Annotated in this window: 13 protein-coding genes; 3 read left to right on the top strand and 10 right to left on the bottom strand. The window is 40.2% G+C overall.

Translation table 11 applies throughout. The features are described 5' to 3' along the window. Positions 1–12: 12 nt before the first annotated feature. The 10 genes from rfbH to AC20MK_RS00700 all read right to left on the bottom strand — a co-directional run bounded on the left by rfbH (position 13) and on the right by AC20MK_RS00700 (position 11,933). A complete protein-coding gene (rfbH, locus tag AC20MK_RS00745) occupies positions 13–1,326 on the bottom strand; it encodes a lipopolysaccharide biosynthesis protein RfbH (RefSeq protein WP_487356116.1) in 1,314 nt (437 codons plus the stop codon). 23 nt (positions 1,327–1,349) lie between these two features. Next, the gene (locus AC20MK_RS00740; RefSeq protein ID WP_487356115.1) at positions 1,350–2,303 is read right to left on the bottom strand and encodes an NAD-dependent epimerase/dehydratase family protein; all 954 of its coding nucleotides are present in this window, start codon (positions 2,301–2,303) and stop codon (positions 1,350–1,352) included. Between the two features lie 4 nt (positions 2,304–2,307). Further along, positions 2,308–4,110 (bottom strand): thiamine pyrophosphate-binding protein, encoded by a 1,803-nt coding sequence (locus AC20MK_RS00735; protein WP_487356114.1) that lies wholly within the window; start codon positions 4,108–4,110, stop codon positions 2,308–2,310. Beyond that, positions 4,110–5,315 (bottom strand): pyridoxal phosphate-dependent aminotransferase, encoded by a 1,206-nt coding sequence (locus AC20MK_RS00730; protein ID WP_487356113.1) that lies wholly within the window; start codon positions 5,313–5,315, stop codon positions 4,110–4,112. Before AC20MK_RS00730 ends, AC20MK_RS00735 begins: the two co-directional genes overlap by 1 nt. A 56-nt stretch (positions 5,316–5,371) precedes the next feature. Beyond that, complete coding sequence (locus AC20MK_RS00725) at positions 5,372–6,355, bottom strand: GDP-mannose 4,6-dehydratase (protein ID WP_487356112.1); 984 nt, start codon at positions 6,353–6,355, stop codon at positions 5,372–5,374. A 4-nt stretch (positions 6,356–6,359) separates the two neighbouring features. Further along, positions 6,360–7,130, bottom strand: a complete 771-nt coding sequence (gene rfbF / locus AC20MK_RS00720) for a glucose-1-phosphate cytidylyltransferase (protein ID WP_487356111.1) — start codon at positions 7,128–7,130, stop codon at positions 6,360–6,362. A 46-nt stretch (positions 7,131–7,176) separates the two neighbouring features. Then, a complete protein-coding gene (locus AC20MK_RS00715) occupies positions 7,177–8,622 on the bottom strand; it encodes a flippase (protein WP_487356110.1) in 1,446 nt (481 codons plus the stop codon). A gap of 151 nt (positions 8,623–8,773) precedes the next feature. Next, positions 8,774–9,808 (bottom strand): GDP-mannose 4,6-dehydratase, encoded by a 1,035-nt coding sequence (gene gmd, locus AC20MK_RS00710; protein WP_487356109.1) that lies wholly within the window; start codon positions 9,806–9,808, stop codon positions 8,774–8,776. Between the two features lie 139 nt (positions 9,809–9,947). Beyond that, a complete protein-coding gene (locus tag AC20MK_RS00705; RefSeq protein WP_487357032.1) occupies positions 9,948–11,315 on the bottom strand; it encodes a mannose-1-phosphate guanylyltransferase/mannose-6-phosphate isomerase in 1,368 nt (455 codons plus the stop codon). 222 nt (positions 11,316–11,537) lie between these two features. Further along, positions 11,538–11,933 (bottom strand): DUF5658 family protein, encoded by a 396-nt coding sequence (locus AC20MK_RS00700; protein WP_487356108.1) that lies wholly within the window; start codon positions 11,931–11,933, stop codon positions 11,538–11,540. Positions 11,934–12,099: 166 nt separating this feature from the next. On the opposite strand from AC20MK_RS00700, the gene AC20MK_RS00695 reads away from it, so the two are divergent. From AC20MK_RS00695 to AC20MK_RS00685, 3 genes are read left to right on the top strand one after another with little or no spacing between them, the layout of a single operon-like run. Beyond that, positions 12,100–13,275, top strand: a complete 1,176-nt coding sequence (locus tag AC20MK_RS00695) for a M24 family metallopeptidase (RefSeq protein WP_487356107.1) — start codon at positions 12,100–12,102, stop codon at positions 13,273–13,275. Between the two features lie 35 nt (positions 13,276–13,310). Next, entirely contained in the window at positions 13,311–14,204 is an 894-nt protein-coding gene (map, locus tag AC20MK_RS00690; protein ID WP_487356106.1) for a type II methionyl aminopeptidase, read from the top strand. A gap of 12 nt (positions 14,205–14,216) precedes the next feature. Continuing rightward, positions 14,217–14,834, top strand: coding sequence for a hypothetical protein (locus tag AC20MK_RS00685; RefSeq protein ID WP_487356105.1), 618 nt, complete (start codon positions 14,217–14,219; stop codon positions 14,832–14,834). Positions 14,835–14,856 lie beyond the last annotated feature (22 nt).

The following is a 14,856-nucleotide window of genomic DNA, read 5'->3' as shown; positions in this document are numbered from 1 at the left end:
TCTAGATTAGTTCTAATTTTTTTCAATAAATTCATCTATCACTTTGAGCATGTAATCAACCATAGCAGGTTCAATTCCCGGATAAACACCGATCCAGAAAGTGTTGTTCATAATATAGTCGGTGTTTGTAAGCTCTCCGTGTACCTTATAAGTGATATCTTCAAAGCAGGGATGTTTTGTGATATTACCGGCAAAAAGCGCCCTTGTAGCAATCTTATTATCTTCCAGATATTTTACGATGTCATTTTTAGTAAAATTGGCATTATCTCTGACAGTTAACAATAAACCAAACCAACTGGGATCGGCGCCCTCTTCAGTCTTGGGTAATATGAAATACTCCTCGTGTTTTTTAATTCCATCGTAAATATTTCTAAAATTTCTTTTTCTTTTTTCCACAAATGAAGGCAATTTTTTTAATTGTTCGACGCCAATAGCTGCCTGCATATCGGTCAATTTGAGATTATATCCAATGTGACTATATATGTATTTATGATCATATCCATATGGAAGATCACCCAGTTTCCACTCAAACCGTTTACCACAACAATTATCATGTCCGGATTCACACCAGCAGTCACGCCCCCAATCTCTAAAAGAGAGTATCAATTTTTTTAACTGGTCACTGTTAGTGGCCAAAGCACCACCTTCACCCATAGTTATGTGGTGAGGTGGGTAGAAACTGAAAGTAGATATGTGTCCGAAAGTCCCTGTGTATTTTCCATTATATTTAGATCCCAATGCATCACAATTGTCTTCTATTACCCACATATCATATTTTTCAGCGATTTCCATAACTGCATCTAGATTGAAGGGATTACCCATTGTGTGGGCCACAAAAATGGCTTTTGTCTTCTCAGAGATCGCATCTTCTATTTTCTGGTATTGGATATTATATGTTCCAATGTCCACATCCAGAAACACGGGTACAAGATTGTTTTGTATGATAGGGGTCACTGTCGTTGGAAAGCCTGCACCCACAGTTAGAACTTCATCCCCAGGCATCAATCTCTTTTCTTTGAGTTTCACTGAAGTAAGGGCAGAGATTGCCAGCAGGTTCGCAGATGAACCAGAGTTTGTCAGTAAACAATGTTTCACGCCTAAAAATCGGGCAAAGTCATCTTCAAATTGTTTTGCAAATCTTCCGGTGGTCAGCCAAAAATCCAGAGCTGAATCTACAAGGCTTATCATTTCTTTTTCATCGAAGATCCTTCCAGAGTAAGGAATCTGCGACTTACCTGGAACGAATTCATTTTTTTGATGATAAGACAAATAATACTCTTTAATTTTATCAAATATTTCAAGTTTAAGTTTCTCTTTTGGATTCATTCGCAACTCCCGATTTTGGTATATTAGCATAAGTATTTTTCTTTGAAGCATTGAAGCTTGAACCATTCTATGGTCTCTTCAAGTCCTTCTTCCATATTATACCTAGGGTTCCACTTAAAATCTCTGCAGATCTTTTCAATGTTAGCTTCCCATTTTTCACAATCATGGTCTCTCCCAGAAAAAGTATTCCATTCGACGACGCTGGAAGAAGACGTCAAGTCCAGAATTTTATCAACTACATAGGACACACTTTGGCTCGTCCCTCTCCCGAGATTAAATGTTTCTCCTTTATTTTTTGTTGCAACAGAAATACCCTTTAGATACAGGTCCAAAACATCTTTGATATAAATGTAGTCTCTAACCGAACAGGAATTTGACAATTTAAGTGTTTTATTCTGTAACGCATTAGCAATTACGTAAGGTATTAATCTTCTTTGGTCATCAAATGGTCCAAATGGGGAAAAGAGTCTGAAGTTCATTATTGGTTTATCTTTTGTCTTTGCAATAAAACTCGCATATTGGGTTGAAGCACATTTTGAGATCCCATATACATTTATCGGTTCACAGACATCGCTTTCTTTCATGGGTTCGGTTTTAGGTCCGTATTCTGATGAGCTTCCTGTGTTTATGAGGCAATTGTAATCGACATCATCACATGCATTAATGAGATTGATGGTGCCAAACAGGTTATTCTCGATCACTTCCTTTTCAGGCGCATGGATACCCCCATAGATTCCAAGGGTGGCCAGGTGAAAAATGACATCTGGTTCGATCATTTTCATGGTTTGTTTCAGTTTGTCCTTGTCCAGAAGATCAACACTATGCTCATGAACTGAATTCAGAATGTCATATATTCTCCACTTATCGGATGTGTTCCTTGTGAGAATATGGACTTCAAACCCTTCACTTACAAGTTTTCTCACAAGATTTGAACCAACAAAACCAGTTCCGCCTGTAATAACTACTCTTTGAGACATGGCATTACTCATCAATTGGATTGATTAGCATCTCTTTTCGGAATTCATCCCGGTCAAGGAAAGGATAAAGGTCCTCAAGTGGTTTTGATACCATTGTACCATCATCCAGTTTTTCCGATGCCACTGTGGGTATAATTAATTGGTCTCTTGGAGTCATTATTTCACATATGACCGGGCCATCATAATCCAAGACTTGTTCCAACACATTGTCCAGATCATGATTTTCGCTAACACGGAAGAATTTTATTCCATAAGCATTTGCAATCTTCTCCGAATCCGGGAATGACACGCCTGAGATTGAACTTTCTCCGATGAAGCGCTTGTCAAAATATTTTTCTTGCGTGAATCGAATTGATAAATACCCATCATTGTTTAAGATAAAGATCTTCAAAGGCAAATCATAGTGTACCACAGTCTGCAGTTCCTGGATATTTTGCTGAAGTGATCCATCTCCAGTAATACACATTACTCGCTTTTTATCCAGTGCTACACTAATCCCTATACTTGCGGGCAAGCTATACCCCATCGTGGCTAAGGCACCTGATGTTATATACCTCATACCCTGTTTAATTTTGACCCCCTGCGATCCTGCATAAAAGGCAGATCCGGCATCTGTGACCACCACATCATCAGTGCTCAATTTTGTTGACAGTCGGTCTATGAAATAATATTTATTAATTTTTCCTTTTAAATCTTCATATTCTGGCAAACATACTGGATATTTCTCTCGCCATGATAGGCAGGTACTTAACCATTTTTCATCAATGTATTCTTGATGTCCGTTAAATTGTTCAGATAACTTGTTGATAAATTCTTTTGCATCACCCTCTATTAACAGATCAATATCGATCGTATTTTTTTTGTGGGACGATATATCGATATCTACTACTACTATTTTAGCTTCTCTTGCAAATTGGGAATATTCGTAACCAATTTCAGCAACTGGAAGGCTGCTGCCTATTATAATTAACAGATCTGAATTTTGTATGGCGAGATTTCCGGCTCTGTCGCCTTTTATTCCGATGCGTCCCACATATTGAGGATGGTTACTGTCAATTATATCAACTCCTAAATATGTTGTAACGACCGGTATATTGAATTTAGATATGAAATCCAAAAAATCATCAATTGCACCTGCGATTCTGACCCCTTGCCCTGCTAATATCACGGGTCTTGAGGCCGATTTCAAGTGCTGGATTACACCATTCATGCCATTGTATGAAATTTTTAGTGAATTGTTATCAGGTGGTATAAACCCTCTTAATTTCGCAGGTTCAATTAAGGATCCTTGAACGTCTAATGGAATGTCTAACCACACCGGTCCAGGTCGTCCGCTTTTTGATAAGTAAACTGCTTTTTCAAGATGATATCTGATTTCTTCAGGATCATTTATGATTGCTGCATACTTAGTAACTGATTCAACAATAGGTAAAATATTAACTTCTTGAACACCAAATTGCCTTAAGCCAGGGATTTTAGCATTGTATATAGTTTCTCTCCTCTTCACTTGACCTGAAATGAATAAACATGGCACAGTATCCATCCATGCTCCGACAAGTCCGGTCAGAGCATTTGTAGCTCCCGGCCCTGTAGTGAAATAGCCAACACCAAAATGACCTGTCACTCTTGCATAAGCTTCCAATGCCATGGATGATGCTTGTTCGTGGTGACAACAAACAACATCTAAATCTTTATTGCATGCAACTCCATCAGTAAGATTCATTATGCCCCCACCTGTGAGCATAAATACATGTTTTACTCCTATGTCATGTATGAATGTTGCAATGAAATCAGATACACGTATCATTAATGATTCTCCATAACATTCTCTAAACTTTCTACCGCATTTCTCATTCTATCGAGTCCAATCTTTATATTTTCAATACTGGTGGCATATGTTAATCTTACGTATCCTTCACCGTATTTTCCAAAGTTATTTCCTGGCAAAATAGCAACTTTGGCTTTCTCAAGAATAAAATCTGCAAATTCTTCGCTTGTCATTCCAGTTTGAGTGATATTTGGAAATACGTAGAAAGCTCCATCATTTTTTAGACAATTAATACCTGGAATACTGTTCAAACCGTCAACAAGCAGATCTCTACGTTCTTTGTACACTTCTATCATGTGGCGAATTTCCGTTTGATCACCTTCAATCGCGGCAATTCCAGCACGTTGAATAAACGGTGGTGTGCATGAAACTAAAGTTTGTATCAATAATCCCATCTTTTCAATCACGTTCTCTGGGCCAATTGCTACCCCCAATCTCCAACCGGTCATTGCAAATGCTTTGCTAAAACCATTTGCTACGATAGTTCTTTCTTTACAGAAATCATTTCTCGATGGACTATAAAATTTAGTATTTTCCCCATAGATCATTCGGGAATAAATCTCATCGCTCATAATGTAAATATCGTTTTCCTGAGCAATCTTATATATCTCGTCCATTTCTTCAGATGTCATCATAGATCCGGTAGGATTATTGGGTGAGTTGATTATGATAAGTCTTGTATTTGGAGTTATTGCTTTTCTCACATCTTCAGGATTCATCCTGAATCTGTTTTCTTCTCTTAGCGGTACTCTTACAGGTATGACATCACAGAGTTTTAATACCGAATAGTATGTAGGGAATCCTGGATCTGGTACAATCACTTCTTCGCCTGGATTAACCAGACATTTTACTGCAAGGTATATTATTATATTTGCCCCAGGAGTAACAAGTATCTGGTCAATGGATGGGGAGAAACCTCTTGAGAATGCCGTAGCTTTACTTACAACCTTTCTAAAATCATAAGTTCCCATTGAATTAGTGTAATGCGTATCCCCATTCTTCATGGACGTATACGCAGCATTAATTATGTGTTTTGGAGTATCAAAATCAGGATCTCCAATTTCAAAATGAATGATATGCTCGCCACGTTGCTCCAATTTCTGGACGTTATCCAGAACCTTGAACATTGGTTGCCCCTCAATATCATACGCAATTTTTGAAAGTGTTTGGTTTGCATCAGCCATAAATTCACCTCCTTATGTGACCCAATTTGCATATATCATATGCGTTAGACGTATCTTTAAATTATTGTTTTGTACCATTCAATTGTCTCAACCAATGAAGAATCCAACGTATATTCTGAACTCCAACCAAGTTGTTCTTTAGCCTTTTCTGCCGAAAGATATTGATTCCGGATCTCATTATTAGCTTGGTTCATGATCGTTGGTTCGATGTCAACTTTCATTATACCGACAATATTATTCACGAGTTCCAATACCGTAACCTGAATCTCAGTACTAAAATTATATGCTTCTCCGTGAATACTTGTATCTGAAAGCATTTTCTCTGCAAGGAGCATGTACGCAAGCGCACCGTCTTTCACATAGAAATAGTCACGAATGAACGTCCCATCGCTGCGTATGATCGGACTTTCCCCATTTAGCAAAGAACGTATCGTGCCTGGGATGATCCTGTTGAAATTAAGGTCTCCGGGACCGTAAAAGTTTCCACATCGTGTAACACAAACAGGCAACTTAAAGGTATTGTAATATGTGTATGCAATAAGATCCGCACAACTTTTAGAAACATCATATGGATGCGTGCCCTGCAATGGTGTACTTTCATCATACGGCAAATGCTCTTGTTCCCCATATGCTTTGTCACTGGAAGCAATCACTATAGCCTTAATAAGCGGGGACCTTCGACATGCCTCAAGCAGATTGTATGTTCCCCTTATATTGGATTCAAACGTAGACAAAGGATTGCGATTTGCTATTCCTACGATCGTTTGCGCTCCCAGATGGAATACCACTTCAATCTCATGCTCGTTCAATGCACGTTCTAAAAGCTCGTAATCTTCGAGCTTACCATGGACTATCGTTAAATTATCTTTGATATGATCAAAATCCTTGGAGTTGCTCCACAAGATGGATTTAGGCACAATATCTCGGGCTAATGCAATAACATTGGCACCTTCGTCGATCAAGAACTTGGTTAGCCATGATCCCACTAAGCCGGTCGCACCGGTAACAAACACATTTTTATTTTTCCAGCTGAAATTCATATGTTCACCATATGACCCATGGTCTATTATTTGAGTTCCATTGCTTGTTTACTTCTTCTACTTCTTTGTAAGTATCGATGGCTTGCCAGAATCCTTGATGATCATAGACTGCAAGTTCTTCATCTTTTGCCAGCTTAGGCATAGCATCACGCTCAAAATTAGATTTCTCCGTTAGATAATTGAAAATCTCAGTATTTAAAACGTAAAATCCGCCATTTATCAAACCATCAGTAGATGGTTTTTCTGCAAATGAGGTTGCGATTCCAGATTCTTCTACTTCGAGAACACCGAAACGAAATTGTGGTCTTGTTCCTGTTACAGTAGCAATTTTATTCTTTGAACGATGGTATGATAAAAGGTCGGATATATTGAGATCTGCCAGGCCATCGCCGTAAGTTAAAAGGAAGGATTCATCGTCAATGTATTTTTCTATTTTTTTGACACGCCCACCGGTATCTGTATCATCACCAGTGTCTGCAAAAGTGATATTCCAATTTTCCATAGCATGTGCATGGTTCGTCACTTCACCTTTTCCTTCACCCATGTGTAATGTAAAGTCATTGGCAAACCATTCAAAGTTCATAAAATACTCTTTGATCATGTTGCCTTTATATCCAAGACACAGTACAAAATCATTGAATCCATAATAACTATAGGTCTTCATTATATGCCAGAGTATCGGCATTCCACCGATTTCGACGAGTGGCTTAGGTTTATACTCAGTTTCTTCCCTCATACGAGTTCCTTTTCCGCCACAAAGAATTACGACTTTCATATCATCCCTTGTATTTAATATCTTATTTATCCCTATCCCATGTAAATTACAGCCATTTAGGCCATCCTACATTCATTTGAGTGAATAGGAGTTTCAATTCATTCTGTAGAGTTCTATCGAGTTTTAATATTAAAATTCCATACATGACTCCACCCAAAACAACCGGTATAAGGGTCAACCATACACTGGATAATGCCACAAACATACGATAGACCCCTAAAAACAAAGACATTATAACTGATGCTATTAATATGTTTAATAAACTATTAAATTTAATCTGTATATCCATCATATGAGATAATATATGCCATGCCAGAAAAGCATTTAATAACATGGTTATAAGAGTTGCAATCGTAGCTCCCAAAATGCCCATCATTGGGATTAATATGGCATTTAGCACAATATTTGCCGTAGCAGCTACTGCAGTTACCTTGAATGCATCTTTTTGACGATCCAATGACCCTATGTATGTTATGAACAAATATTGAAAAATATTTACCATCTGTACAATTAGTAGTACTATAAGGGCAGAATATCCATTTATAAATTCTGCACCATAGAAAAAATACAGCAACCTATCACCCAAAAGTACACCGCCAGCAAACACAGGTATAGCTAACATTAACGAATAGATAACCGCTCGAGAAAGAGATTCTTCTATCAACTCCGTGTCACCCGATACGCCCCAACGACTAACCTTAGGAAATAGAACTGCATTAAATTCAGCTGTTGCAATTAGCACAATGGAAGTAAATTGGAATACCACCCTATAGACCCCTACATCCGCATTCTGTAGATAGTAACCTATCATGACAGTATCTACATACGAATATAGTATAACCCCACTTGACGTCAGGAATAACCAGAAAGAGAAAGAAGAAAGCCTTTTGATATGGTCCCAGCCAAACCTCACCAGATGCAGATTCAAAAAACGCAACGAGATGATGCCACCAATCAGCATCCCTACTATAAACCCACCCACCAACCCAGCAGCACCGAACCCTAGGAATACAGCAATGACCTGAGTAAAAACACAAGATACATTTTTGAGGAAGTTGCTTGTTGCATGCACTCCCATCTTATTGCATCCAGCGATACCACTCTGAACAACTCCAAATAATGAAGATATTATTAATGCCAAAAGAAACAAGGTAAATAATCCAGCGTCATTTATATCCACAAAATATTCGCGAAATGTGATAAGAATAAATAAGATCACAATCGTTAGCATGAACCTTAGCACTAAGAATGCACTGAAGTATGCATTTTGCTCCATCCCCTCGCTAATGCGCTTCACTGCAGCTCCACCAATACCCCCATCAATGAACAGACCAATGATGCCGAAATATGCAAGAAATAGGAAATACACACCCAATACACTTGCACCCACGGTGTGTGCAAAGTACATCGTACTGAGAAAACCAATCAATGTAAATACAACCTGCCATGTAAGTGAAACGATAGTCTGCCGCTGTACCTCTCCTATACCCATGATGCGGGTAAAAATCGTGTTTAAGTTGAACATGATGCAACTCTAACTTGAGCAGAATTCATTTCAGCCATTGCACAGAATGCATTTCTTTGACGATCCAGCCACTTTGCATTATATTAAATGGCATATCACATGATTCAATATACATGTATTATAACCTCTTTAGATCGTACTCGACCATCATCTTTGCCAGTTCCTCGACCCCAATCTTGGTTACCCATCCTAACTTCTCTTTCGCCTTTGTTGGATCCCCGATTAGAATGTCCACTTCGGTTGGCCTGTAATAGCTTGGATCGACCTCAATGAAAACATCGCCACTGGCAGCATCCACTCCAACCTCTTTCACACCTTTGCCCTGCCACTCAATCTCGACCCCTACTTCCCTGAATGCAAGTTCCACAAACTTCCTCACAGAATGTGTCTCACCTGTTGCAATCACAAAATCATCAGGCTCTTCCTGTTGCAGCATGAGCCACATGGCTTCCACATAATCCCCGGCAAAGCCCCAGTCACGTTTTGCATCCAGGTTGCCAAGGTACAACTTCTCCTGCATCCCTTTTTTTATATTTGCAACTGCCATTGTGATTTTCCTTGTGACAAATGTCTCACCACGAATGGGAGATTCGTGATTAAAGAGGATGCCATTGCATGCGAAGATTCCGTATGCTTCCCGGTAGTTGATGGTTATCCAGTAAGCATAAATCTTGGCGGCTGCATATGGACTTCTTGGATAAAAAGGGGTGGTTTCGCTCTGTGGTATTTCCTGAACTTTCCCATAGAGTTCGCTGGTAGAGGCCTGGTAGAATTTTGTTTTATTTTCCATGCCAAGTATGCGTATAGCTTCTAGGAGCCTCAGAGTTCCGAGAGCATCAGAGTTTGCCGTGTATTCCGGTGTTTCAAAAGAGACCTGAACATGGCTCTGAGCAGCCAGATTATAAATTTCATCAGGTTGAGTTTCCTGAATAATGCGTATCAGATTTGTCGAATCGGTCAAGTCACCATAGTGCATGAAGAAGTTCACATTCCTCTCGTGAGGGTCCTTGTAGAGGTGATCGATACGTGCAGTATTGAATGAGGAAGATCTTCTTTTGATTCCGTGTACAATATATCCTTTATTAAGCAGGAACTCTGCAAGGTATGCCCCATCTTGGCCTGTTACCCCTGTAATTAATGCAACTTTACCCATTTTTAAACTCCACATATAAATGCATTTAAATTAATTATACTCAGAAGATTCATTAACTTATATAAATATACAATATCAATAGTAAAACAACTATTTTCAAAATGTGTTTGTTGATTTCCTAAAATCAATTTACTGAGGGTTATTGTCGCCCATAATCATCATCAAACCGAACAATATCATCCTCTCCAACATACTCCCCAAGCTGAACCTCGATGATCTCAAGCGACAACTTCCCGGGATTTGATAACCTATGCCTTATACCACCCTTTATGAACGTACTCTCCCCCTGCCGCAGGAAATACTTCTCGCCATCATTCTCAACACAGGCCATTCCTTCAACAACTACCCAGTGTTCGCTCCTGTGGTGATGCATTTGAAGGCTCAGTTTCTTGTTTGGCAATACAATTATGTTCTTGATCTTATGCCTTTCCGAATTTTCCAGAATAGTGTATGAACCCCAGGGCCTGTACACGGTCTGGTGGAGTTGTACCCTTTCATCCCCCTTGTACTTAAGAGCAGATACAACCTCTTTCACCTTCTGACTGCTTTCCCTTGGGCAAATGAGAAGTGCATCTGGAGTATCCACAACGACCATATCTTTGACATCGATCATTGAAACGATCTTTTTGGGTCTCGAATAAATGAGATTATCAGATGAATTGACCAGCATGTCATCGCAGTTGTAGATGACATTCCCATTTCCATCTTTTTCGAACTCATTGTAGATCGCATCGAAGTTTCCGAGATCGTTCCATCGATGGTCAATTCTTACAGTGGCCACACAGCTGGATCTTTCCATGATACCATAATCAATTGATGTTGAGGTGACATTGTCATATACCTTATTTATGTCCTTGTAATTTTCAAATGCATCAATTACTTCTGGTGCATGAGTTTTTATTTCATTAAAGAAAACATCCGTGTCGAAGAGGAACATCCCGCTGTTCCAGAGATAGCCTTCTTTGATATATTTTTCAGCAACCTTAAGGTCGGGCTTTTCCTTGAACTCTGAGACCTTATATCCAACTCCAAGAGATTCACCAGGTTTGATATATCCATAACCTGTTTCTGGTGCTGTCGGGGAAATACCAAAGGTTATCAGATACTCAGATGCAAGATCTTCTGCGCTTGCAATGGTTTCCATTGCCTTGGTATCGAGAACATGGTCCGATGAAAAAATACCAACAACAGACCTTCCAAACTTCTTAGTGATCTCCAACATCCCATAGCATATCGCAGGAAGAGTATTCTTGCCTTCGGGTTCAAGGAGAAGATTTTCAATTGGGAGTTCATAACCCAGTTCTTCAATCTGCCCGATAACAAAGAACTTTTGGGATTCATTTGTTACTACGAATATCTCGGAGATATCGGACACTTCAAGGCATCTGATAACAGTGTCCTGGAAAAGTGAAGATTCGTTCAGTTTTAAGAACTGTTTAGGGTATTTTTCGCGGCTTAAGGGCCAGAGGCGTGTTCCCGAACCACCTGCAAGGATAATTGATTTTATGTTCTCAGCTCCTTAATTAAACCTGTTAATGAAATAGATCGATCAAAGATCACAATAAATGCATAAATATTGACTTAAATTAATAGAATAACACATATTAAGTTCTTTTGTACTAATACCCAATTGAGAACAAAGGGTCAAATTCAAAACCGAAATAAGTACAACTGAATTAATATCAATTGAGAGATCAAAAGGCAAGAGTTACTACAATAACAAAGATTGTTACAACGACCCAATACCCAACAACTGCAATATCCCGAAATTTCCCCATATTACCAGAAGATTGTTGATCACAAGAAAAATACCAACAAATGTGATCAAGTTCTTCATCATTGCCCAGAGATCGTTCTTTTGCTTATCACAGGACGAAAGTGAGCCCTTATAGATCCAGTAAACTATAAGGACAAAAACCAATTTTAAAGCAAAAAGCGCCCACAACCCGAACTCTGCTATTACCAAAGCTATAAACCCATTTGCTTCAACACCATAATTAAGGGCTTTGGCCGTGGTTATGAAGTCGCCCATCACATAGAATACAAGGATGTAACGGATATCGTAAAGGAAATCATTGAATTCTTTTACAGATTCCAGATCATGTGTGGAAAAAACTTGTTGCATAGATAATATTATCCCATGTTCATCGTTATGTACCGGATGTCCACATATCAAGTGTTGATGTCCACACCGTTTTCAATGATAGCGTCTGAAAGCGGTATTGAAAAACATAAGCCCCTTGAATGACAAAAACTGCAAGCTTATGTACTAGTACAACAATCCCAATAATATGGAACAGAAAGAAAACAACATGGACATAACCCCTCAGCTTGCAGAAAAGGGATGTGATGCTTTCCTGATAATGGGGAACTCGAATAATGCAGATGTGTATTACACAACACATTTTCTGGCAGCGGACCCATTCACATACATACAGACAAAAAATGGAGAAGAGACCCTTATCGTTTCCAGCATGGAACTGGGCAGAGCGAAGATAGAGTCCCGTGTCGAGACCGTGCAAACAATGCAGGAATATGGATTTCATGAAAAGCTGAAAGAAAGGAAAGATGGTGAGCTCGCATACTGTGATTGCCTGGCATCGGTCTTCCAGAAAATGAGTGCTAAACACATCATGGTGCCGCGCGATTTCCCACTCTTCACTGCCCAGACACTGAAAGAACTGGGGTTCACTATCATTCCTGAGAAGAGCCCTTTCAAGCAGCTGAGGACAAGGAAGGACAAGGAACAGATCGAGAGGATAAAAGAGGCACAATTTGCTTGTGAGAAAGCAATGGAAACTGCCATTGGTATGATCGCAGGGTCTGAGGTAAAGGAAGGCGTCCTATACAGTGATGGAGTGGCCATAACCTCTGAGGCCATACGTGCTTCCATCGAACACACCCTTCTGGACCATGGATGTGAAGCAGAAAGCACGATCGTCGCCTGTGGTACAAAATCCGCAAACCCTCATTGGGAGGGAGAGGGAGAGCTCCAGGCGAACCAACCCATAGTCATTGATATATTTCCCCGCAACAAAAGAAGTCGCTATTTTGCAGACATGACACGAACGGTCCTTAAAGGGGAAGCTCCTGAAAAACTAAAGGAAATGTATGAAGCCGTCCATGCAGCACAGAAAGCAGCATTTGCAGTCTTAAGACCAGGGATCCTTTATAGTGATGTGCATAATGCCGTCTGTGATGAGTTCGAAAAGAGAGGTTATGGCACATTGAGAGATGATTCTAAGGCAGGGTTCATTCACTCGACAGGACATGGTGTAGGATTGGATATACATGAATTACCTTCTGTTTCTCTGCAGGAAGTAGAGGTAGAGGAAGGACATGTCGTTACCATAGAACCTGGACTCTACTATCCAGAGCTTGGCGGGATAAGGATAGAAGATATGGTGGTCATAACCGCTGATGGTTTTGAGAATCTGACAAAAATGGAAAAGGAATTTGTAGTTTGAACATTTACCCTAGTATCAAAAGCTGGTGCACACATATGGATGAGAAAATTGAGGATATTGAAGAGATCATTAGCAAATACATGCAGGCAGGAGAAATACTCTCAACTGTGAGAAGGGAAGCAAAGGAGAAGGTAAAGATAGGCACGACCCTTCTGGAAGTTGCGGATTTTGTCGAGCAGAGGACCATCGAACTTGGAGGGTTCCCTGCATTCCCATGTAACATTTCAAGGAATGATGAAGCTGCCCATGCCACTCCATTGATAGGAGATGAAACGGTCTTTGCAGAGGATGTGGTAAAACTTGACCTTGGTGTGCATATTGACGGATATATTGCAGATTCGGCCATTACGGTCGACCTTACGAATGAGAACTCCGACCTTGTAAAGGCTTCCGAAGATGCGCTATATGCAGCCATTGATATAATCAAGAACGGGATCAATACTGCAGAGATAGGGGCTGTCATCGAGGATACGATCACAGGACATGGCTTCAAACCCATTGCAAACCTTACAGGCCATGGTGTCGGCCAATATCTCGCACATGTACCCCCCAGCATCCCAAATCGCCATATTGGCCAAGGGGTGACGATCAAAACAGGAGATATCTTTGCAATAGAACCTTTTGCCACCGATGGTGCAGGAAAAGTTGCAGATGGGACCCTGACAGAGATATTCCAGGTCATTGGACACAAACCGATACGATTGCCTGCGGTCAGAAAAGTCCTCAAGGAACTGGAGCAGTACAGAACTTTGCCTTTTGCCAAAAGGTGGCTCAAGTCGGATAAGCTAGATTATTCATTGTTGCAACTTGAGAAAGCAGGCATTCTCACATCCTACCCTGTCCTAAAGGATGTTGGTGGCGGGTTGGTATCACAAGCAGAACATACGGTCATCGTCACTGACGATGGTTGTAAAGTGATAACCAAGTAAGGATAGGATAGAATGCGGTATATTCCGACATTGTTGCTGGCATTGCTCACCGTAGCCATGATAGCATCCCCCTCATCGGCCTTCGAATGGAAGAACACAATTGTCTTGGAAGAAGATGGGATGTCATGGAGCTATGAAGAGAGCTATTCCGGTGAAGATGTCGGAGCATTTCGTTCTTATGCGGACAAGAACGTTGGGAATGGGGATGGACATATCAGTGCATGGGAACTCATGAAGCTGGACCACCGTATACGCAGTAGGCTTTATGGTTCACTTGGAAAGGAACTGGATGTGATGTTCGACAATTCTGCAAAGAATGTAAACGTTTTTGAGGTGGATGCAGAAATATCCAGAAGTGTTCTGGGAAGTACTGACAAGACCGATAGTATCAATAACAGATATTTTGTCACATACACTTTTGAGAAGGATATTTTCGAGCTGGGAGATAGTGTGAGCTTTGATGGAGAAGCAAATACCGACCTGACCATCACATTGCCTGCAGGAATGGAAGTGATTGCCACCGAAGGCATTGAGAGCCGGTTTGTTGAAACCGTTGAAAATAGTACAGTGATCAGTGGTCATTTTGGAATTGAAGGTTTGGCAACGGTTGAGTTTAGCAGGAAAGACTGATGGAAGGATGCATTCGGACATA

The organism is Methanococcoides sp. DA23 (assembly GCF_057593895.1).
Note: the sequence above shows the minus strand (reverse complement) of the source record. Positions and strands in the feature narration are given on the sequence as shown.